Raw genomic sequence first — 20,756 nt, 5'->3', positions numbered from 1 at the left:
CCACAACGTGCTGGCGCCTTGCCGTGTGCTGGTCCGAGAAGTTGACCGCGATCACCACACGATGCGCGAGGGCGCCTTCACGGACCGCGGTGACGCCATCCGCTGGTGAATAGCTACTGGCTCAACCGCACCGCCCCGCAGCTGCCTGCTCCGCACGCTCGCATCCGCCTTGCCCCGCTCCGGCCCGGCGCCCGGCCAGTCAGCTGTGGGCGGCACGCCGGAGCCGATCTCGGCAGCTTCAACTCCCGTTCAGATGAAGCAGTTTCGACGAACGTGTGCAGGCGCTCCGCTGACTGCTGTGCGTTCGAGCGCCTGATCGCCGACGCCGTCGCAACGCTCCCGGACACCGACAACTCCGCCGTGCCCATCAGGCGCCTCCCCGGCTCTCTGTCACCACCTGCGCCAGGCTGGGTGGTACATCCGGCTCCGGAACGCAAAGGGCGGACGTTGGTGCATGATGCCGCCTGCCCTCATGTCGGCGGCGGAGGAACCGAGCTGGGCACGATAGAGGTCCTGGACGCACTGATGCGAGAGGGCGCCCGTGCCTGCCGGGACTGCGACGCGACCACGTGCTTGTGCCCGCGCTCGAACTCGGCGACGGATACACCTGACAGGGCGTCGTTCGCTAGAGGGGGATGACGTTGGCCGCGACGGGGCCTTTTGGCCCCTGCTCGACCTGGTACTCGACCCGTTGGCCTTCTTCCAGGGTCCGGTATCCGTCGCCCACGATCGCTGAGTGGTGGACGAACACGTCCTGACTGCCGTCATCCGGTGTGATGAACCCGTATCCCTTGTCGTCGCTGTACCACTTGACCGTGCCGAAGTTGACCAGGGCGCGCAGATTCTGCGATGGGGCGGCGGCCGGCTGTCCGGTGGCGGCCTGGGCCGGGAGGGAGGCGCCCATCACGGTGCAGAGTGCGAGGGCAGGCGCGCAGATCAGGGCAATGGACCACGGTGCCCGGCCGCGCCGAGGCGAACGAGTCGTAGGTGTCTCTTCGGTGCCGGTTCCGTTGTTGCTTGCGGGGGGCTTGCTGTTCATGGGGAACCTCTTTCGGTTGGGTCCGGCGGGTCAGGTGCAGCTGCTGCTTTGTTCGGGACAGGGGGCGCGTTGCCGCGTCCTGGGGTGGGGTGTTGGCCGACGTTCGGTGGGACTGTGCCGGATGTCTGGTGGTGGTTTTGTCATGGGTTGGCTGAGGGGACTGCCGGGAGCGTGCCCCGCTGTTCTGCCGTGGCCGGTGGCGCAGAGGCTGGTCATTTCGCTGTGTGGCCATCGCTCCGGGAGAGCCTGTTGTGTCCGGTTGTTTCTATCGGGGTGTGGAGGGCCAGTACGGCAGGAAGTTCGGGAGCCGCTGGCCGGGCGGTGAGATGGGGAGCCACTGTGGTTTCAGCCGGGCGACATGCCGTTGATGGAGTAATCGGGGTTCGGGCTGTTTGGCGGCTCACGCTGTGCGTGTTGACCCGGTCCCGGTGGATCCGCCGGCCACAGTGACGGCGCCCGCCAGAACTGCCGCCAGCTCGGCCCGGTAGGCGCCGGCCTACCTGAGCGCCCGTTCGTGCCACGCGGGATCGTCCGTCGGCCGCAGCGCGTAGGTGCGGACGCCCTGCTCCTTCTGCCCGGTGGCCGCCGGGTACAGAGGGCATTCCACGGGCTGCGTGATCGCTGCCCACGCTTTCGCCGTCCAGCTCTGACGAGCGGCCCGGGGAAGCGATGCCCGACCCCGCACAGCTGTCGGCCGGAAGGCACTCACAGCCCGATCTGCGGCCGACGCCGACCTGGACTCGCTCGGGAATCCGAGCCGCGCCAGCTGGAGACAGCAGCGGCTTCCGTGCATCGGGCTCTGTTCCCGGAGCGGAGCCCGAACGATGTCACCAGGTAATGAGCGCATAGCCGGGGCCTGCGTCTCGGCCGGCCGACCCGAGGGCTCCGGCGGCTCCGCTGGAGCCGTCGTCGCCTCCTCCAATGCCGCCGGCCCCGTTGCCGCCGTCACCGCCGGTGCCGCCACTGCCGCCGTCACCGCCCCGCCCGCCGGCACCGGTCCCGCCGGGCGGGGTCATCGCTCCGACGGCACCGGTGCCTCCAGCGCCGCCCGCGCCCCCCGCCCCGCCCCAGCCACCGGCCTCGCCCGGACCGGAACCAGAGTTGCGCTTGCCCTCGCCGCCCGTGACACCCGCACCGCCTGCGTTGCCACCCTGCCCTGCGGATCCGAGGCTGCCGGACAGGGCTGTCTCGTTCGTGCCGTCGCAGTAGCCCGATGAGCTGTCGGGGTCCGCGGCGCCCCCGGTGGACGCCCCGCCCGGTGTGCCGCCCGCACCACCGGGATTCGTGACCCCGGTCCCGCCGCCGTCGCCCCCGCTGCCTCCGCCTCCGGCCGGGCCTCCCCCCGCCGGGTTGCCCTCAGCGGCCCCGCCGTGCGCTCCCGCCTCCTGAGAGTTGCGCAGATCAAACACGTCCACATCTGTGCCGCGCTGGGGTCCATATGCGGCCCGGAGTCCCGCTTTCCCGGTAGATCCTGACTTGCCGTTGGCCAGCAAAGATCCGCCGTTACCGCCCCCGCCCCCGGCCCCGCCGTGCCCCGGAAGCGACACCCTGGAGGACGTCAAGAAGTCAACCTCCAGCTTGTCACCGGGGACGACGGGAAGCGTGCAGGCGACATAGCCGCCGCCACCACCTCCGCCTCCGCCACCGCCACCGCTGCCCCCGGCCCCGCCACCGCCGCCGCCACCGCCCAGCGTGTCGGGGATCGCGAAGTTCGACCCGCCGCCTCCGCCTCCGCCACCTCCGCCGCCGCCACCTCCACCGGCCGCACCCGGTCCTCCACCGCCCCACAGGTACACGGTCACCGACGTCACCTTCGCCGGAACCAGGAACGTGCCGTCCTCGGTGAAGGGCATCTCGCGAACCGCCCGGGGGGAGATCCGCAGACCCTGGGCGCTTGCCGCTCCCGCGGGGGAAGGCGCGGCGATGACACTTGCGGTGGCGGCCAGGACGACGAAGGCCGCAGACAGGGCGGGAAGCCGCCGCGGCGCCATCGGGGCGGTGGATGACAACACTGTTCTCATGGGCTCTTCTCCTTGCTACGAGGCTGCTTCGGTCGTGCAGTGGTGGTGTGGTTGCCCCGGATGAAGCACACCGGCATGCCGATCACGGACCACAGGACCGCAGGGCTTTCGCAGGCATGAGCTCTCTGAACATCCCTGAGGGGAGCCATTGCCATGAGGGCACGAGGGCAGCGACCAGCCGCGCCCTTGCACGGATTTGATGGGTCCATGCCCAGGTCGGCACACTCACACGCCGCCGCCCCCTATGAGGGGAACGGCGCATCGATGCAAAATCCCCGGGAACCCGCGCCCCGCGCACACCGGGCCCACCAGCCCCCGCCCGAGCACGCACCGACGCCACGGCGCTCCCCGGCCGTCGCGGTGAACGGCGATCACGGGGGTGTCGACGAGGACCAGGGCATCGACCATGTGGACGTTCTCGCGGTGGCGCACGATCGCCACGGTGGCCGCTGGCGAGGCGCCCGGCTCCAGGCCATGTGCCAAGGCCACCGTGGTGATGGCCTCACGCAGCGGGACACGAAGGTCCAGGTGCTGTTCGCGGGCCGGTTGGGCGAGGAATTCCTCGCCCAGGGACTGGGCGTACCACCCGCCGCGCGGTATGTCGTCCGAGAGGGTGGAGACGCCGTCAAGGACCACGTGGACGTTGCCCGAGGGCGACGTCAGGATCCTGCCTTCGGAGGGACGGCCGCCGCCGGAACGCTCTCCTGTTGATATCTGCATGGGAATCCGTTTCTGGGCTCAGTGTGCGGGCTGCTCGGATAGCCCGGGGGCGCGCAGTATGCGATCCGGCTACGCCTTCACCAGCACCTTGGTGGGGGCGATGTCGACATACACCGGCAAGCGACCGGCCCCCTTCCGTGAGGCCGCGCTCTTGTGCGTGCGGTAGGTGACGAGTGCGGGGGCAACCGGGCGGCTCACGAAGACGTGGTCGATACGGCGCGGCCCCCACGGGTCGGGATCGCCCTGGCCGTCCGGCCAGTGCCCCACCGTCGGCTCATAGGGGGCGTTGAGGTGCGCCGCGGCATCGACCATGAATCCGCGCCGTAGCAGGGCGCGACTCGGACTGCGGTCGGCCAGGTTGGAGCCGTCCGCGATGTGCTCAGACAGGACCTGCTATTCGAGATCATCATGGTCCTGGCCCACGTACGGCGCGGCGTCGTAAGAGCGCATGCGCCCGTCTGCCCCCGACAACCTCGGTGGCGGAGACGAAGTCGCCGTCCATGAGGACGACGGCCGGCGCCACCCCGCCCGTGCGACGCAGCATCCCCTTGATGCGCAGGCATTCGTCGTAGCGCCATCTGGGGTGGAACGGGCCACCGTGGTAGCTGTAGCCGAGAACCGGCGTACGGGCGCCGATATCGAAGCTGACCGTGGTCAAGCCGTGCCAGAAGTCGGGTGCTCCGTAAGGGCGGTAGCTGCCGTCGACGACTGCGACGGTGTCGGGGTTCCACATCAACGCTGTCCACCAGGGCCGGTGGGTGTTGTTCGCCATTGCGGTGTTGTGCGGATAGGTCGCGGTCGCCGTCACCGCCGTGCTCAGGCCGCATGCGGCGGCGAAGTCGTGGACGAGAGCGGCAGCTTCGGACTCCCAGTCCTCTCGGGCCGTGGTCCGCTCGTCGACCACGATCTCCTGAACGCCGAGGATGTCCGGCGCGATCTCCCGCACGGCGGTGGCCCTGGCGTTCCACGCCGCGGATCCCCGGGCGGCCGGCTTGAGCTTGTACGCGTTGAGGTTGGCTATGCGGTCAAGGGTGCCTCTCTGGTGTGTGATGTGCCGCGGCACCGCGTGTGTGGTCGCAGAGGTGAGGCAGTAGGAACGGCGTTCAACGAGGAACTCGCTTCTGCGTGTAATTCGGACGTGGCATGGAGCTTTCAGGCGAGCGGCTGGACCGAACCATGGCGGGCGAGGGCCGCCCTCCGGGCACCAGTGACCGAATCGCTGGTGTTCGCGGTTTTGCGTGACGTGTTGTCCGCACGTGTGTGGGGGGTGTTCAGGACGGGTGGGTGAGGTCCATGTGCAGCGTCATGACGGCGTGGTCGGTCAGGCCGGCCTCGCGGGCTTCGTGGCGGTAGCTGCAGGTGAGGAGAGAGCCGGTGTGGGCGGTGGAGATGAAGGTGTGGTCGAAGCGGAAGCCGTTTCCGCTGCACCCGTACCAGGAGTGCGCGGCTTGGCCTGGGTGGAGGTGCCGGAAGGCGTCGGCCAGGCCGGCGTCCTTGAAGTTGTCGTAGAACGTGTACTCCCACTCGCCGAACACCCGGTGTGGGGGCTGGTGGCCGCGTTCGATGACGTTCAGGTCGCCGGCGACGATCACCGGCATCCCGGGGAAGAGCGCGGGCAGCTTTGGCAGCGCCTCTGTGACGGCTTCCTGGAACGCCCGCTTGGCCTGGTTGCGGCGCTCTTTGGGGCCGCGTGAGGGCACATACAGGCCGAGGAGTCCGACGGTGTGGTCGCCGATGGTGACGCGGGCTGCCGGGGCGCGGTGGGGCAGGTGCGCCACCGGGGTTTCGACGGATTCCGCGTTGCGGGTGCGGCAGGCGATGACGGTGCGGTAGTCGGGGGTGTGGGGCTGCGGGGCGATCACGGTGGCGTACCCGCGGTCGGTGAGTGCGGTGACGAGGGCGTGGCTGCCGTGGGTGGGGGAGACCTCGGTGAGGACGACGATGTCGGCGTCGTCCTGGTCGGCGAGCCAGGCGGCCTGGCGGCGGGAGCGTTCGGGGGAGGCGTGCTGGGCGTTGAACAGCAGCAGCCGCACGGAGTCGTCGGCCGGCTGGCGTGCGGGCGCGGCGGGGGCGAGCAGGGACAGCTGCTCGGCGGGGGAGGTCATCGGCTGGTGCCCTTCTCGTCGAGGGAGACCTCGCGTGGCGGTCCAGGAGGCGATGGAGGTGTCCGAGGGGTGTGGTGCTCTTGCCGCCGATGAAAGGCCCGTTGAGGCAGATGATCAAGCGTCTCTCCGTCGAGCTCGGGGCTGGTTGTCGTGGTGTGGCGTCAGAGCGTCCGGTGGTGGTCCACGAAGGGGTGTCAGGAGTTGGCGGTGGCGTGTTGCGGGGTGGAGAGCAGCTGTTGCTGGATGAGGCTCAGGCCGTGGTCGAGTTCGGCGGGCGGTTCGGAGAGGTTCATCCGCAGGAATTGCCGCCCCGGATAGAGGGCCTGCCAGGCTGCGGTGGTGCCGCCGTGGACGACGGCGGGATTGAGCCGGAGCCCTTGCCGGCCGCTGTGTCGCACCCAGCGCAGGAAGTCGCCTTGTTTCTCCTGGAGTTCAGCGAACGCCGAGTACCCGGCTGTCGGATCCCCGGCGGTTGGGCTCTGATGGACGATTTTCACCGGTGAGTCCGCGCGGTCGAGCCGGTCCATGTTGCGGCGGAACCGGCTGGACATCGCCGCTAGATGCCGGCGCAGCCGCTGGTAGTCCAGGAGGCCCGGCAGGTCCGGCAGGCCGGCCCGCTTCGCGGTGTCCTGCGCCCGACAGACGGCCAGCTGGATGGCCTCGTCCTGGGGGGATTCCAGAACGGGGAGAAGGGACGCGTACAACGTCATGACGATCTCAGCGACGGGGCTGCTGTTGGTGGCGATGCGTTCGAAGTTGTCGCGGCCGAGGTGGGCAATGAGGTCGGTGTTCTTGGAGATGACGGCGGCTGCGCGCAGGCCGGGGATGGAGAGGTCCTTCGACGCGGTGATGATGAGCGCGCTCTCCCGCAGGTCCAGGCGGGACAGACGCTCTCGCAGCTTCACGCCCGGGGGTTGTCCGGTGGCGCTGATCTGGAAGGGGACGTCCAGCAAGGTGAAGTCGGGGGCGGGCCCGGCGGGCAGGTTGTGGCGGACGCCGGTGATGCCGTTGGGCATGACCTCGACCAGGCAGGAGCGCTCCGCTGTGGCGCCGGTGGAGTGGAGGGTGCCGTCGTGCCGGTAGTAGCCGGTGATGGGGGCGCCCCAGCGGACGGCGGACTGGTCGAAGGCGTAGTAGTTCGGCAGGGGCAGGGTCAGCCCGTGGCCGGTGGCCGCGAGGTGGGCGATGGCCAGGTTGATGGCTTCGGTGCCGCCGCGGGGGAAGAAGACGTCGGCCGGCTCCAGGCCGATGCGCAGGTGTGCGCCGAGGAGTTCAGCGACCGCGGCCCGGGTGCCTCCATGGAAAGGGTCCGCGTAGCTGGAGAACGCGCCGCGCTGGACGAGGCGGTACATCAAGTCGGCGAGGTAGCGGCCGAGGACCGGGGAGGGCGGGAAGCGGTTGCAGCCTTCCCCGATCTCGAAGGCGCTCGCGGGAGCGCCGTCGCGGAGGGCGCCGAAGGCGGTCAGGCAGTCGGCTTGGGCGGTGCTGGGCATACGAGTGCTCCGGTGCGCCAGGCCGGGGCGCTTCCGGGCTTCCGCGTTGCGGACGGGAGTGAGGCTACCGGATCACGTTGGCCGCAGGGCAAGTTGTGGGCAAGGGCGGCACTTCCCGGATATCTTGGCGGGCCTGCCGCGGCAGCGGGTCCGGTTGGAGGAGGAGGCGTCCGGCGGACGCGAGGTCGGGGACGTCGGTGTGTTCGTCGCGCCGGACCCAGATGGCGTCGATGCCGGCGCGGGTGGCTCCCTTGATGTCCGCGTCGGGGTTGTCACCGATCATCACGAGGCGTGCGCCGGGCGGGGCGGCGGCGCGGGCGAGGCGGAAGGCTTCGGGGTGGGGCTTTTCGTGCCCGCTCGCGGCCGAGTTGACGACCGCGCGCAGACGGGAGGTGAGGCTCAAACTGTCGAGGATGTCGGGGAGTTCGGGGACGTGGTTGGTCAGCAGGACGTGCTGCCATCCGGCCTGGGTGAGGGTGTCGAGGACATCGAGAGCCTGGGGGTAGAGGCTCCAGGCGGTGCGGTCGGTGTAGGTCCGACGTGTGGCGTGCGCGGCTGTGGCCGCCTCCTCGTTGTCCATGCCGAGGCCGGTGAGCGCGGTGGCGACCACCTGCGTGACGTGGTCCCACCACGCGTCCGGCGCGTTGAGGTGGGGGTGGGGCAGGCAGGGTTCGTGCCACGGGAACCCGCGGGCGAGGGCATCGAAGATCTGAGGGAAGGTCCAGGTGTGGTCGGGCTGCTGGACATCGAGGATCTCCAGGAGGCACTCGGCCCAGATGCCGTGGCGGCGGTGGCCGAGGGTGCCATCGAAGTCCCAGACGGCGATCAACGGGCCGCTCACCACAGGTCCAGCGTTTCGAGAACGGCCGGGGCCGCGGGGAGCGGGTCGGTCGCAGTGGCGGTCAGGAGCCCGTCGGGCAGGTCGATCTTGCGGTCGAGTCTGATCATCTCGCGCCACTGCCGCGCGCGCCCCCACTGCTGGGCCCAGGCCGGGCGCAGTTCCGCGGCGGGGACGGACTCCAGGCTGCGGTGGCCGGTGAGGAGCCGGGCGGCGGTCTTGGGACCGATGCCCCGCACGCCCGCGATGTTGTCGGCCGGGTCGCCGGTCAGGGCCCGGTAGTCCGGCCACTGCCGGGGGGTGACGCCGTAGCGGGGCGGGATGTGCGCGGCGGTGGTGTAGCGGCGTTCGTCCTTCACTCCGGTGTTCAGCAGCCGCACGGCCGGGTCGTCCAGGAGCTGGATGAAGTCCTTGTCGCCGCTCATGACGTCGACCGCCCGGCCGACGGCGCGGGCAGCCTGGGTGAGGGTGGCGATGACGTCGTCGGCCTCGCACCCGTCCTGCTCGATCCAGCGGACACCGCTGTGGTCGAGCGCGGTCTTGACCAGGGCGAGCGATTCGATGAGGCCGGGCTCGGGCGCGGGCCGGTCGGCCTTGTACTGACTGTCGGTGGCGGCGCGTGGCAGGGCGCCGTCTTCGGAGTCGAAGACGGCGAAGATCTCGAAGCCGACCGCGTGCTGCGTCTGCGCCTTGCGCAGGAGGGCGGCGAATCCGAACACGCCGGTGCGGTCGATGGTCTTGTCGCGGTTGTGGATGCGGGCGGCGAACCCGAACCAGGCCCGGTGGAGCAGGTGGTGGCCGTCGACGAGCAGCAGGGGCACGGTCATGGCGCGGTCTCCCGGGGTGCTGGCGTGCTGGTGGGGGCCTGTGACCGCAGCGTACGGGCATCCGGTAGCGGATGGCCGACGAGATTATCCAGCTCCTGGCCGGCCGGGCGCCACGCGCTGGTCAGCAGCGTGGCGAGGTGGGTGGCGGCGTCGCGTTCGGCGTGCACCCGCCGGTGGGCGTTCTCCCGCATCTGTCCGCGTCGCTGGTCGGGCAGGGCCAGGGCACGGCGCAGCCCGTGGGTGAGGGCTCCGGGGGTATCGGGCGCGTAGAGGAGTCCGTTGTGGCCGTCGATGATCTGTTCCGGGAAGCCGTCGCGGCCCGGGGCGAGGGCGATGGCGCCATGGTGCTGTGCCCACAGGCCGGTTTCGAAGACGATGTTGGCGAGGGTCTCCCCGCGGCTGGGTACGGCCATCACGCGGGTCGCGGGCAGCGCGGCCAGGGCGCGGGGCAAGGTACGGCTGTAGCGGCCGATGAGCGTGGCGGAGAGCTGAAGTTCGGCGGCTCGGGCCTGGTAGCGCGGCAGGAGTGCGGCGCGTTCGTCGTCGGCGGGCACCACGATCATCGCGAGGTGCACGTGGTCGCGCAGGGGCGCGACCGCGTCGATGAGCAGGTCGAGGCCCTTGGTGTGGTCGGTGCGGCCGACGGCGGCGATGACCGGCCGGTCGGTGGGGATGCCGAAGCTGCGTACGGTCTGCTCGGCATAGAAGGCGGTGGGCGCGGTGAGGTCGGCGGAGGCCAGGTGCAGGCCGGAGGGCCAGGGCAGGAGCCGGCCGGGGTCGAGGCCGTAGTCCTGCTGCAGGTGGCGGGTCAGGTAGGTGCCGATGCCGGCCACCCAGATGTGGGTGCTGCGGGAGGCGGCGCTCAGCGCGTCCTGTTCCCAGGCGAGGCGGTCGGGGTCCGGTTGGGGGCGTTCGGTGATCTGCGCGGTGGAGAACAGGGCCAGGAGGACCTCGATCCGCTCGCCGGGCTGGACGCTGTGGGCGAGTCCGGCGAAGGGGGTGTCGACGCCGATGGCCAGGACCCGCTTGTGGGGGCGGGCAAGGTCGCGGGCTGCGGTCGCGGCCTGCTCGGAGAGGGTCTGCCAGGCGGCGGGCCGCCACATGGGCCGGTGGGTGTTGTAGGGCAGGGCGATGACACGACCGCCGAGCCCTTCGACGACCTGGCGGGCGTGGGCGAGGTCGGCCGGGTTGTAGCCCCAGGTCGCGGGTCCGGGTTCCGGGACAGCGAGATAAGGGGTGAACGGGCCGGCTGCCTGGGTGAGGCGCGGGTGGTGGTGGGCGAGGGTGGCCAGGAACGTCTTGGTCTGGCGGCCGATGCCGTTGGTGTTGTTCGCGATGCCGTTCACCGCGCAGTACAGCAGCGCGTTGCCGTGGGGCATGAGTGCTCCTGTTCGTCTGTTCGTCAGCCGGCGGCGTAGAGGTCTTCGGGATTGGGCCGCCAGATCTTGGACTTGCCCGGTGCCGGGCTCATCCCGTGGGCGGCCAGGGCGCGGGTCAGGTGCTGGTAGGCGTCGTCTGCGGCGGCCGGTGTGGGGCAAAACAGGGTGTAGTTGTCGGTCATCCGCACGGCGGCGAGGCCGGTGAGCTGATGGTCGACGGGGGCCATCCGGAGGTTGGTGAGCATCGGGCTGAGGCCGCTGCCGGGGGCGAGTGGGTCCGGCAGTGCGGCCAGGATGCGGCGCAGCAGGGCCAGGAGGGTGCCGTCGTGGACGAAGCGGGCCACCGAGGAGACGGCGTCTTCCAGGCCGACGCCCCGGGAGGCGGCGGCCACGTCGATGTCGGCGACCCACGGCAGGCCGGAGTCCAGGTGACGGGCGGCGGCGCTGATCGCGAGGGGGCGGCCGGCCCGCCGGTGCCAGCCGAACATCCATGGTGGGTAGGCGTCCCGTTCCAGGACGGGTTCGACCGCGTTGCGCAGGGCGCGGTGCACGATGCGGTCTTCGACGGTGGGGACGGCGACCCGGTAGTCCTTGCCCCAGGCGTGGAAGGCGACGAGGCGGGTCGGTGAGGGGCGCCACGATCCGTCGGCCAGGCGGGCGGCGAGGGCGTTGAGGCGGGCGGGCATGTCCTGGCGGAAGGCCCGCCAGGACATGCCGTCGGCGCCGGGGGCGCCGGTGCGGCCCATGCACTGGCGGGCGGCGCGCTTGAGTGCGCGCTCGCTTGTCACCTGCCGCATCAGGGAGTGCGCGGCCAAGCCGCCGCTCATCGTGTCCCGGCGGTGGTGGCGCGCACGAACGCGCCCGCGACCGCCTCCGGGGTGTGGGCGGCGACCTGGTGCGGGGCTTGCCGGGCGGCGGCGTGGTAGCCGTCGTGGTCCTCCAGCAGTTCGGTCAGCGCGCGCCACAAGGCGGTGGGCCCCGCGTCCAGCGCGGTCATCCGTCCGGCGGCGCCGGTGAGTTGTGGCAGGTGTCCGAGGCCGTAGCCGACGACCGGGGTGCCGACCAAGAGGGCTTCGGCGGCGACGTTCCCGAATGTCTCGGGGCTCGTCGAGCTGATGACGGTGGCAGCCGCCTGGGCGAGGAACGGCGGCACCTCCTGCCAGGGAAGCGCCGGGCGGATCTCGACGCCGGGCAGGTTGTCGGCCAGGGCGCGGCACTGGTCCATGACCTGGTCCTGCATGCCGGGCCAGTACTCGAATCCGGCTGCCGCCAGCACGATCTGCACCGGCCGCTCCAGGCCGGCGGGGAAGGCGCCGAGAAGTTCGGCGATGCCCTTGTGGGGTTCGGCGCGGGCCACGATCCGCACGGGCCCGCGGCGGCGGAGTTCTTCGCGCGCGGCTGGGGACGGTGCCTCGGCCGTGTGCAGCAGAGCGTTGGGCAGGGCGTGCCAGCACCGGGTGTCCACGCCCGCGTCCGCCAGTTCCTTGAGCATGAACGCGGACACGGTCAGCACGGTGTCGGGCCGGTGGTGAAGGCTCTGGCGGAAGGGGGCGTCGGTGCGCGGGACGTGGACCATCAGCGCGGTGCGTACCGCGGGCGGTGCGGGGCTGAGATAGCCCAGGCCCCACACCGCGTCCACCCAGCACACCAGGTCGACGTCGTGGGCGGCCAGAAGCTGCCGGACTTCCGTGGCGGCGGGGCCGGGATCGGCGAGCTGCACCATCAGGTCCTCCTCCCGGGCCGGGCGCGGGAGGGCGATCGTGGCAAGGCGCAGCAGGTCCGGACCGTCGTCGCCAGTGCCGGGGCCGGCCGCGATGATCAGCGCGCGGTGGCCGAGGCCGCGCAGGCCGCGGGTGAGTGAGGCGATGCTGCGCTCGATGCCGGCGGGCTCGTCGTGGTTGTACGTCAGCAGGACGAAGGCGACGTTCACGAGGTGCTCCGTTCACAGGGAGAGTGAGGGGCGGGCGGGGTGTCGCGGACGAGGCGGAGGCCGATACCCGGCGAACGCAGCCCGGGTGGGGCGTCGTGGGCGCAGGCGGCGTACTGGGACAGGGAGTGGTAGGAGCCGCCGCGCAGCAGCGCGATCCCGTCGCGCCGCCAGGGGGCGGTGGTCCACTCCCAGACGTTTCCGGCCACGTCCCACAGGCCCTGTGGCGTGCGGCCGGCGGGATGGGCGTGCACGGGCGTGGTGTGCCCGGGGCCGCTCGCGCGCAGGTTCGCGTGCTGGGCGCTGGGCTCGGCGGCGCCCCAGGGGTAGCGACGCGAGCCGCCGCCGGCCATCCATTCCCACTCGGCCGACGTCGGGATCCGTCCCCCCAGCTCGGAGGCCAGCTCGGCGGCTTCATCGAGGCGCAGGCCCGTCAGGGGCAGTCCGTCCGCGGTCAGCGGGGTCGCGGACCACCACAGGACGGCAACCGGTTGGGCCCGGTGCCATTCTCCGGCCGGAACTCGCCCTCCCGGTAGGCGAATCCACTCCACGGGGTCCGTGGCGGGCGCTACCGTGGAGGGGCCCCGGACAGCAGGTACGTTCCCCTGCGGCCTCACCGGCCCGCGCACCAGCACACGCGGGCTCGTCGCTGGCGAAAGACGGCCCTGTCCGGGCGCAACCACCCTCACGCCCGCCCGCCGGGGGCCGCGAGCATCACCAGGCGCGTTCCCAGCGGGCTGTCCCCGCCGAACGCACCGCCCAGGTTGTAGCTCAGGGTCCGGGCCTGCCCTTGCTTGACCCCGCGCATGCTCATGCACAAGTGCTCGCCCTCGGCGACCACGCCCACGTCCGGGGAGCCGGTCGCCTTGCCGGTGTCAGCGGCGACGCCGTCCACGATGCGCTCCTGGACCTGCAGTTGGTGGGCGTGCGCAGCGACGATCCGCGCGAATTTCGACAGGCCCAGGACCTGGCCGGCGGGGCGGTAGCCGATCGTGATCTCCAGCTTCATGGGCATCAGATGGTGCTCGCACAGGCTCCAGACGGTGATGCCGCGCACCACGACCAGCTGGTCGGATCCGGCCGTTAACTCCTGCGCGAAGACCGTGTCGGTGCGCCCCGGTTCGTGATCGAGGAACTCCGACCACCAGGCGGCCACCCGCTCCGGTGTGTCTTTGAGGCCAGGGCGGTCGGGGTCTTCGCCCAGCGCGAGGAGCAACTGCCGGTAGATACCGGCGACGAGGGGGACATCGACCTGTGCCTGCGGGGCGGGGGCGGCTGTGCTGTGAGGTGTCATGCGGTCGCCTTCGGGTTGGTCCGTGCTCCGGCACGGAGGATGGAGGGGGCGTTGGGGCCTTCGTGGAGCAGCAGGTCCAGGGCGCTCAGGCCCGGCATCCAGCCGCGCGCGCTTCCGTAGCGGGGGTGGGTGTAGGTGGCGGTCTCGACGCGGATGCGGTGCTCGGCCAGCAGTGGGTGGTCGAGGTAGGCGGCGGCTCCGGTTCCCACCCGCAGCACGGTGGCATCCCGGCGGTGGCACAGGTCGACGAGCATGGCCGTCTGCCCTCCGCGCGGCCTGAGGGCGGAGGAGTTGACCAGCTGCACGGGGAGGCGGAAGGCGTCCAGCAGCAGCTGGAGCAGCGCGTGGTTCAGCTCCGCCAGCCGTTGCCACGGCCTTTCGTAGAGGTGCTGGAGCGCGCTGCGGTGATCGCCCCAGTACGGGGCACGGGCGTAGGTCTGGGTAAGGGTGCGCCAGTGCCGCGCCGCCCAGGGCTCGTCGGCCACCTCGACGTCCGTGATGCTCTGGCCGAAGCGGCGGCGCACCGGGACGGTCAGCCGAAGTGGCTGGGGCCCGGCAGGGTTGCGGACGAGGTTGCGGTGCTGCCAGCCGCGTTCGCTGAACTGGACGTGGTCGAGCAGGACGAGTTCGTCCACGCCGTCCAGCAGCCGGGAGAAGTACCCCGGCCAGGGCAGGTAGGCGGGCTGATGGGCGACCAGCACGCGGGGGCCGCCCATCACCAGGCCATCCGGTACGGGACGAACGCTTCGGCCCGCTCGCAGCCCAGGGCCGCGGCGGTCGCGGTGTCGATCGCGCGGATCCGGTCCAGGGAGCGGGGGTGGCCGGGGTCGCGCATCTCGCCGGCGTAGCAGTTCAGGGCCTTGTCCTTGAGCGCGGAGCTGGCGGTGATGTCCACCAGCACACTGGCGTGCGGGCTGCGCGGGCTCCAGGCGTGGTCTTCGGGACCGCGGAAACCAAGGACCAGGCGCGGGACGTGCCGCAGGCCGCCGGTGGGGCGGGCTGCGGCGTAGCAGCCCTGGTGGGCGGCCTGGTGGTCTTGGTGCACGGCGCCGGCGGCCGGGATGAGCATGGCTTCGGGGCGCAGCTCGGCGAGGGAGAGGGCGTGTCCGGCTTCGAGAAGCCGGACGAGTTCGCTCAGGTGCGCGCCGAGGTTGCGTGCCCGGTGATCGTCACTCCAGGCGATGTCCCGCCCGGCGACGCCCAGGACGTCGCAGGCCATCTCGAATTCCGCGCGCCGTCGGGCGGTGTTCGTTGCGGCGCCCCAGCGGGGCAGGGTGACGCAGGCCAGGGCGAGGACGTGCACTTCGATGCCCGCTTCGGTCAGCCGGGCGATGGTGCCGCCGGCACCGAGGGTTTCATCGTCGGGGTGGGGCGGGACGGCGAGCACGCGGTCGCCGGGTTCCAGGCCGAACATGTGGCCTGCCTCCTGATTTTCCGTGGAAGGGACGGGCGGGCAATGCCCTAGCGGGGCAGGCCGGTCGGCCGTGCGGACCGGAGCCGGGCGAGCGGGGGGAGCGGCTCGGCGGGCGAGCCGGGGTCCTTCTCCCAGGGGAAGTGGACCCAGTCCGCCACGTCCCAGCCGTACGCATCGACCGGGAAGGCGGCGCCCTCGTTGCGGCACAGCACGGCGGTGCGGACCGTGGGCGCTTGCGGGCGTCGGGCGAGGGAGCCCACGAGAGCCTCCAGCGTCGCGCCGGTGCCGCAGATGTCGTCGACCAACAGGAGCCGGCAACGTTGAGGGAGACCGGCGAGGGCGCGTTCGTTGTGCTCAACGTCCAGTGCGACGCGGCCGGTTGCGCTCTGCCGGATGTCATCGCTGGTGTTGTGCCGGGCCCGCACGATGACCACGGGGACGTGGAGCTGCTCGGCGACCAGCTCGGCCAGTTCGACGCCGCCGCGCGCGATGCCTACCACCGCGTCCGGGGTGTGAGGGCGCTCGTTGTGGGCGATGAGACAGGCTGCGGACAGGAAGTCGTTGCGGGTCAGCTGCCAGATGCGGCGGCCTTGGAAAACGCGGGCAGAGGAAGGAGTCACGGCCAGCTCCAGGAGGTCAGGACGGCATGGATGTCGTCGTGTCGGGCCATCGGGTCGGTGATGATGTGGGTGACGGGCAGGGGCAACGGGCCCAGCGCCTCCACGTAGTCCGGCTCCATGAGCAGCAGCGCCTCCCGCGCGGGGTGCCGGGCGAGATGGGTGGCCAGCCGGCCCGGCGCCCGGCGGCGCACGACGGCCGCCCGCTCGGCGGTCATCGGCTGCTCGTAGGTGGAGATGAGGGTGTCCGCGGTGATCAGCCCGTGGAGCGCGGAGAGCACCAGAACGTGGGCACGGTGAGCGGAGCTGCTCGCGACGCGGTCCCTGACCAGGGGGACCACCCAGCCCTGGTAGAGGTCGAGGGCGGGCACGGGGGCGGAGGTCACGGCCTTCTCCTCGCAGCAGGCCACGATCACCAGCCCCTCGCACGCCATGCGGTCACCGGCCACGCTCGTCACCCCAGATCAGCACGTGCAGCCGGGTGCTCAGGTGCCAGCCGCGTTCACTCACCGGCCCGGCCAGAGCCCGCATCCCGACCAGCACCGCATCGGCGGTGGTGCCCTCCGGCATCACCCAGACCGGATCGAGCCCGTACGCCGTCTCCAGCGCCGAGATCTCCGCCAGCTCGACCGACGGGTCCTTCACAACGAACTTGAACCGGGCCAGGCCAGACTCCTGGAACGCCCGCAGGGCCGCGGGGACGATGCGCTTCCCGTGCGGCATCCCGGCCCCGAACACCGACAGCTTCGGGGACACGTTGAACCGGACACCGGCGTCGACCAGTTCCCGGGGCGGCACGAGCGTGCCGTTGGTCTCGAACTCCACGTCCTTGCCCGCTGCCCTGAGGCCCAGGGCAAGCGGCACCACGTTGCGGTGCAGCAGCGGTTCACCACCGGTGAGGACCACCAGCTTCTCCGGCCGCCCCAGCGCCCACGCCAGCAGCTCACCGACCACCTCGCGCTGCGACTCCCGGCGCAGGTCGAAACGGCTCGCATCCCAGGTGTAGGGGGTGTCGCAGCCGCGGCAGGACTCGTTGCAGCCCGCGAACCGCACAAACATGGCGCCCACGCCCGTGCTGGGGCCTTCGCCCTGGAAGGTGCCGGCGAACTTCTCGGTGACCGGCAGCGTGTCGGCCGCGGAGGGCAGCGTGATCTCAACGTCCGTCATGGCGCCGTCCTTCGAACTCGGCCCAGCTGGTCTCCGTCTCCGACACCCGCACCCGCACGCCGCGCCCGCCAGGGCGGAACACACCCCAGTCCTCCAGCCAGCGCACAAGGTGGTGGGCCAGCAGTTCGGACGTCGGGTTGAACTCCACGGCGTCGTTCAAGACCTCGCCGTGGAGCGTGGTTTCGAGGTAGCGGCGCAAGAGCCCCGGCACGCCGGCAGCCCTCGCGCCATCGGCGCCCCCGGGCGGGATGGTCACCAGGTAGGAGTGCCCGTGCAGCCGCCCGCACGGGTGACCTGCCGGCAGGCCGGCCAGACGATGGGACGCCTCGAAAGACGCTGCAGCGCCGGCCGGAGGTGCTGGCGGGCGGCCGGTGCGGATCCGTATCCCTTCGAGCACGGCGGTGACCTCACCGGGCAGGTGTCGCTGGGCCCACTCGGTCAGATAGCGCCCCAGGCCCTCGTCGCTCGCGTCCGGCAGGACGTTACTGAGGTACCGGTGATCGAGGACCTCATCGATGTGCCGCTTCACGCCGGCCAGCGCGCCGAAGTCGACGACGAAGCCTTCCTCGGACAGCTGCGGGGAGGCCATGACCGCCTCGGCCACGAACGAATGCCCGTCGAAGCGCCCGTCCACCGTGCGCGTCGCCTCGAAACGGAAGGTCTTGCCGATCCGCCAGCTCCCGCCGCTCATGCGACCTCACCGCGCTCCGCGTCGGCCGCGTAGGCGGTCGGATCGTCCAGCCCGGCAGCGGCGAACGCCTCACGGCGCTCCACGCACGTCCCGCACCGCCCGCAGTGCACGGCGCCGCCCTTGTAGCAGGACCACGTTAGGGCGAACGGAACGCCGAGCTGGTGGCCGCGGGCGGCGATGTCGGCCTTCGTCCACTCCAGGAACGGCGCTTCCAGGCAGAAACCGTCCGCGAGGAACCCTTCGTTCCCGGCCCGGATGGCCAGCTCGGCCTGCCGGTAGAACAAGGGCCGGCAGTCCGGGTAGATGGTGTGGTCGCCCGCGTGCGCGCCGTAGGCCACACAGTGCGCCCCGCGGGAGACCGCGACTCCGGCCGCGATACTCAGCATGATCATGTTGCGGTTGGCGACGACCGTGGACCGCATCGTCTCGTCGCTGTAGTGCCCGTCGGGCACGGGCACCGTGTCGTCCGTCAGCGCGGACCCGCCCAGGAGCCGTCCGACGCCGGTGAGATCCACGATCTCGTGGGGCACCTCCAGCAACGCGGCGATCTTCGCCGCGAAGTCCAGCTCGACGTGATGGCGCTGTCCGTAGTCGAAGGACAGCATGGTCACCGCGCTGCCCCGGCTTCGGAGCTCGTAGGCGGCCACCGTGCTGTCCATGCCGCCCGAGGCGATGAGCACCGCTTGACGCGGCGGGTATTCCTTCATGATCGTGTGCCCTTTCCAAGATCCCCGGCCGGTGGCCGGGCAGTAGCGGAACTACGGGGCGAGCAGCCGTTGGCACGGCTGAAGGGAGGCGGCGACCGGCCAGCGCCGGCGCGGCGCCATCGCCGCCTGGTAGTAGTGAGCCGCAACAGGGCAGGATGAGGCATCCGTGAGCGGCACTCACTCACGCTCACCTTCAACTCCGTTGAGAAAGTGGATACATGGGGGACCAGTCCGAGACCCAGCGCGAGACGTTCGCCGCCGAGCTGAAGCGCTTCCGCTCCATCCGAGGTCATTCGAAGGCGGGGCTCGCCAGAAAGCTGGGCATCGACCCGTCCTATGTCAGCCACCTCGAAGCAGGCCGTGAGCACGGCAGCTCCGCCCTCGCACGCCGCATGGACAGCGAACTGGCGGCGGCCGGCGCAGTGTGGGAAGCCTGGCAGCGCGACGACGCAAGCACCGCCCCCGAGATCAAGCCCCCGGGCCTCCCGGCGTCCACGGGTCTCCTCGTCCTGGAGGACGCCGCGGACCTGCGATATGACGGATCGACGTACCACCTGCGGATGCGGCGCCTGCTGCGCAACACCGGCGACGAACCCGTCACCCGCTACCTCGTACGGATCGCGGTCGACCGGTACCCGGGTGACCCCGAACGCTCCAACGCCCACTACCGGGCACAGCCGCTGACGTGGGAGGAACTGCAGCTCGAAGCGCACTGCGGCCCCGAGGCGATGGGCTGGATCGTCAAGCACGACCGCGACGCGTTCAAAGAGGTGTGGCTGACCTTCGCCAACAACCAGGCCCGCTACCCGCTTTACCCCGGGCAGGAGGCAGAGATCACCTACTCCTATTCCGTCAGCGCCGACAAATGGGGGCCCTGGTTCCAGCGGGCGGTCCGCGTACCCACCCGTGAACTGACCGTGTCCCTGACCTTCCCCGCCGCATCCGAACCCACCGTCTGGGGCACCGAAACCTCCCTGACCGCCGACTTCGTACCGGTGCGCACGCCACCCGCACAACGAGCGGACGGGGATCGGACGGTCTTCTCCTGGACCACAAGCAATCCCCAACTCCACGCCCGGTACCGCCTGGAATGGCGACTCAAGTCCCCCGACCCCGAAGAGAGTGAGCCCGCGCCCATGAACCCCCTGGCGCCCAGCACCGCCATGGCCGACGCCGGCATCGTCCAGGACGGCGACCCGCTCCTGCACGCCACCGCTCGCCCGTTCACCCTCCCCGCCGAAGCAGACGAGGCTCAGCGGGTCGTGGCCGAAATCTTCGAGGCCATCGGCCGGGTGCGCCGGCTCCACGTCTTCGGGAAGGGCATGGGCCTTGCGGCCTGCCAGATCGGCATCGACCGCGCCGCCGCCGTCATCATCCCGCCCCAGGACGGCGCCGACCCCGTCGTGCTCCTCAACCCCGTCATCGCCGAAACGTCGTCCGACGAAGACGAGCAGTACGAGGGCTGCCTGTCCTACTTCGACGTACGGGGACTGGTGCCGCGACCGCTCAGCATCCTCATCGCCCACACCGAACCCGACGGAACCCCGCGCCTCACCCGCTTCGAGCGCGGGCTCGGCCGCCTTGTACTCCACGAGGTCGACCACCTCCACGGCACGCTCTACCGGGACCGCATGCGCCCCGGCGTCCGCCCGATCCCGGTCGAGGAGTACCGGGGGACCGGGCAGAGCTGGACATACCGCTGAATCCGGCACTCCAGCCGGTCAACGCCCCACCACAGCAGGCAAGTACAGGCACGGGAGGGGCGCCGGTCAGCGCGTTCGTCAGCCTCGACCGCACCAAAGAGGCGCTGGCCGGCCGGGTCGTCGCTTTACCCGGCGATGCAACGCTGCGCGACGACGGCGAGCTCTTCACACAAGGCGTCTTCCCACACCCCTGTGCCGGACGGCGCGGCTGCTACTCAACGGCCGGCACCGCCGTGGGCGCGTGGCGGCCTTCGAGGTAGACCGGTGCCGCCGCGGCGCCGGACGTCACCTTCACGGCAGCGGTGAACAGCGCCGCGTTGGTGTCATCCATGAGGGCGGGGGCGTGGTCGGGGTCGACCCATTTCCAGCCGAGCAGTTCGCGTTCGGGGACCTGGATGCGGTCAACGTCCTGCGGGGCGATGGTGGCGGCGAAGAGAAACAGGTGGCACGGGAATGGGTTCTTGTATGTGCCCAACTGGCCGCCGGGAAGCCACTGCACGACAAGCAGACGCCCCGGGGTGACCGGCACCCCGGTCTCCTCCCGGGCCTCCCGTTCACAGCACTGGAACGGGGTCTCGTGCTCGTCGGTCTTTCCTCCCGGGGCAACCCAGTACCCGGTGCCCGCGTGGTGGACCAGGAGCACCCGACCGTCCGCCCGTTGGATGAAGGCGGCGGCTGCGGAGGTCACTAAGAGGAGCTAACAGAAAGAGCTGGGGAGGCCATGTCTGGTACCTGGGTGGGTCGTTGGGCCGGGTATGGGGAAGGGCAATGGTCCGCCGTGGGTGGTGTCGGACGATCTTTGGGCACGTATTGA

The 20,756-nt window shown here is 71.1% G+C and carries 23 protein-coding genes; 2 read left to right on the top strand and 21 right to left on the bottom strand.

Translation table 11 applies throughout. The annotated features are described in order from the left end of the window. Positions 1-105 precede the first annotated feature (105 nt). Positions 106-639: a DUF6233 domain-containing protein gene (locus tag LIU39_RS35545; protein ID WP_372463846.1), complete on the top strand. Its 534-nt coding sequence runs from the start codon at positions 106-108 to the stop codon at positions 637-639. Here LIU39_RS35545 and LIU39_RS11925 read toward each other — a convergent pair. The 20 genes from LIU39_RS11925 to queC form a co-directional block, all read right to left on the bottom strand. Beyond that, the gene (locus LIU39_RS11925; RefSeq protein ID WP_227046723.1) at positions 626-832 is read right to left on the bottom strand and encodes a cold-shock protein; all 207 of its coding nucleotides are present in this window, start codon (positions 830-832) and stop codon (positions 626-628) included. The genes LIU39_RS35545 and LIU39_RS11925 overlap by 14 nt on opposite strands. 2,453 nt (positions 833-3,285) lie before the next feature. Beyond that, complete coding sequence (locus tag LIU39_RS11920; RefSeq protein WP_227046626.1) at positions 3,286-3,780, bottom strand: hypothetical protein; 495 nt, start codon at positions 3,778-3,780, stop codon at positions 3,286-3,288. A 69-nt stretch (positions 3,781-3,849) separates the two neighbouring features. Continuing rightward, complete coding sequence (locus LIU39_RS11915) at positions 3,850-4,092, bottom strand: hypothetical protein (protein ID WP_227046625.1); 243 nt, start codon at positions 4,090-4,092, stop codon at positions 3,850-3,852. A gap of 94 nt (positions 4,093-4,186) precedes the next feature. After that, positions 4,187-4,843, bottom strand: a complete 657-nt coding sequence (locus LIU39_RS11910) for a hypothetical protein (RefSeq protein WP_227046624.1) — start codon at positions 4,841-4,843, stop codon at positions 4,187-4,189. 208 nt (positions 4,844-5,051) lie between these two features. Further along, on the bottom strand, positions 5,052-5,885 hold the full coding sequence (locus tag LIU39_RS11905) for an endonuclease/exonuclease/phosphatase family protein (RefSeq protein WP_227046623.1): 834 nt from the start codon (positions 5,883-5,885) through the stop codon (positions 5,052-5,054). A gap of 194 nt (positions 5,886-6,079) precedes the next feature. Next, positions 6,080-7,378 carry a PLP-dependent aminotransferase family protein gene (locus tag LIU39_RS11900; protein WP_227046622.1) on the bottom strand — a complete coding sequence of 433 codons (1,299 nt, stop codon included), beginning with the start codon at positions 7,376-7,378 and terminating at the stop codon, positions 6,080-6,082. Positions 7,379-7,442: 64 nt separating this feature from the next. After that, positions 7,443-8,219, bottom strand: coding sequence for an HAD family hydrolase (locus LIU39_RS11895; RefSeq protein ID WP_227046621.1), 777 nt, complete (start codon positions 8,217-8,219; stop codon positions 7,443-7,445). Beyond that, positions 8,216-9,043 carry a 5'-3' exonuclease gene (locus LIU39_RS11890; protein ID WP_227046620.1) on the bottom strand — a complete coding sequence of 276 codons (828 nt, stop codon included), beginning with the start codon at positions 9,041-9,043 and terminating at the stop codon, positions 8,216-8,218. Before LIU39_RS11890 ends, LIU39_RS11895 begins: the two co-directional genes overlap by 4 nt. Then, entirely contained in the window at positions 9,040-10,422 is a 1,383-nt protein-coding gene (locus LIU39_RS11885) for a glycosyltransferase family 4 protein (RefSeq protein WP_227046619.1), read from the bottom strand. Before LIU39_RS11885 ends, LIU39_RS11890 begins: the two co-directional genes overlap by 4 nt. Before the next feature lie 23 nt (positions 10,423-10,445). Next, positions 10,446-11,237 carry a reverse transcriptase family protein gene (locus LIU39_RS11880; RefSeq protein ID WP_227046618.1) on the bottom strand — a complete coding sequence of 264 codons (792 nt, stop codon included), beginning with the start codon at positions 11,235-11,237 and terminating at the stop codon, positions 10,446-10,448. A gap of 8 nt (positions 11,238-11,245) precedes the next feature. Then, on the bottom strand, positions 11,246-12,352 hold the full coding sequence (locus LIU39_RS11875) for a glycosyltransferase family 4 protein (protein WP_227046617.1): 1,107 nt from the start codon (positions 12,350-12,352) through the stop codon (positions 11,246-11,248). After that, the gene (locus LIU39_RS11870) at positions 12,349-12,900 is read right to left on the bottom strand and encodes a formylglycine-generating enzyme family protein (protein ID WP_227046616.1); all 552 of its coding nucleotides are present in this window, start codon (positions 12,898-12,900) and stop codon (positions 12,349-12,351) included. Before LIU39_RS11870 ends, LIU39_RS11875 begins: the two co-directional genes overlap by 4 nt. 134 nt (positions 12,901-13,034) lie before the next feature. After that, on the bottom strand, positions 13,035-13,643 hold the full coding sequence (folE, locus tag LIU39_RS11865) for a GTP cyclohydrolase I (protein WP_227046615.1): 609 nt from the start codon (positions 13,641-13,643) through the stop codon (positions 13,035-13,037). After that, a complete protein-coding gene (locus LIU39_RS11860) occupies positions 13,640-14,359 on the bottom strand; it encodes a WbqC family protein (protein WP_227046614.1) in 720 nt (239 codons plus the stop codon). The genes folE and LIU39_RS11860 overlap by 4 nt, the downstream gene beginning before the upstream one ends. Next, positions 14,359-15,057, bottom strand: coding sequence for a PIG-L deacetylase family protein (locus LIU39_RS11855; RefSeq protein WP_227046613.1), 699 nt, complete (start codon positions 15,055-15,057; stop codon positions 14,359-14,361). Before LIU39_RS11855 ends, LIU39_RS11860 begins: the two co-directional genes overlap by 1 nt. A 47-nt stretch (positions 15,058-15,104) precedes the next feature. After that, on the bottom strand, positions 15,105-15,677 hold the full coding sequence (locus LIU39_RS11850) for a phosphoribosyltransferase (protein ID WP_227046612.1): 573 nt from the start codon (positions 15,675-15,677) through the stop codon (positions 15,105-15,107). Continuing rightward, complete coding sequence (locus tag LIU39_RS11845) at positions 15,674-16,123, bottom strand: DUF6884 domain-containing protein (RefSeq protein ID WP_227046611.1); 450 nt, start codon at positions 16,121-16,123, stop codon at positions 15,674-15,676. The genes LIU39_RS11850 and LIU39_RS11845 overlap by 4 nt, the downstream gene beginning before the upstream one ends. Beyond that, positions 16,113-16,841, bottom strand: a complete 729-nt coding sequence (locus LIU39_RS11840) for a 7-carboxy-7-deazaguanine synthase QueE (RefSeq protein ID WP_227046610.1) — start codon at positions 16,839-16,841, stop codon at positions 16,113-16,115. Before LIU39_RS11840 ends, LIU39_RS11845 begins: the two co-directional genes overlap by 11 nt. Beyond that, the gene (locus LIU39_RS11835; protein ID WP_227046609.1) at positions 16,828-17,532 is read right to left on the bottom strand and encodes a 6-pyruvoyl trahydropterin synthase family protein; all 705 of its coding nucleotides are present in this window, start codon (positions 17,530-17,532) and stop codon (positions 16,828-16,830) included. The genes LIU39_RS11840 and LIU39_RS11835 overlap by 14 nt, the downstream gene beginning before the upstream one ends. Beyond that, positions 17,529-18,239, bottom strand: a complete 711-nt coding sequence (gene queC / locus LIU39_RS11830; RefSeq protein ID WP_227046608.1) for a 7-cyano-7-deazaguanine synthase QueC — start codon at positions 18,237-18,239, stop codon at positions 17,529-17,531. The genes LIU39_RS11835 and queC overlap by 4 nt, the downstream gene beginning before the upstream one ends. 218 nt (positions 18,240-18,457) lie before the next feature. Here queC and LIU39_RS11825 point away from each other — a divergent pair, with 218 nt between their 5' ends. Beyond that, entirely contained in the window at positions 18,458-19,942 is a 1,485-nt protein-coding gene (locus LIU39_RS11825; RefSeq protein WP_227046607.1) for a peptide deformylase, read from the top strand. 211 nt (positions 19,943-20,153) lie between these two features. Here the strand turns inward: LIU39_RS11825 and LIU39_RS11820 are convergent, their stop codons facing one another. Next, positions 20,154-20,630, bottom strand: coding sequence for an NUDIX domain-containing protein (locus tag LIU39_RS11820; RefSeq protein WP_227046606.1), 477 nt, complete (start codon positions 20,628-20,630; stop codon positions 20,154-20,156). Between the last annotated feature and the right edge of the window lie 126 nt (positions 20,631-20,756).

The organism is Streptomyces pinistramenti, from assembly GCF_020564935.1.
GTDB classification, from domain to species: domain Bacteria; phylum Actinomycetota; class Actinomycetes; order Streptomycetales; family Streptomycetaceae; genus Streptomyces; species Streptomyces pinistramenti.
This window is presented reverse-complemented; position numbering and strand designations above follow the sequence as displayed.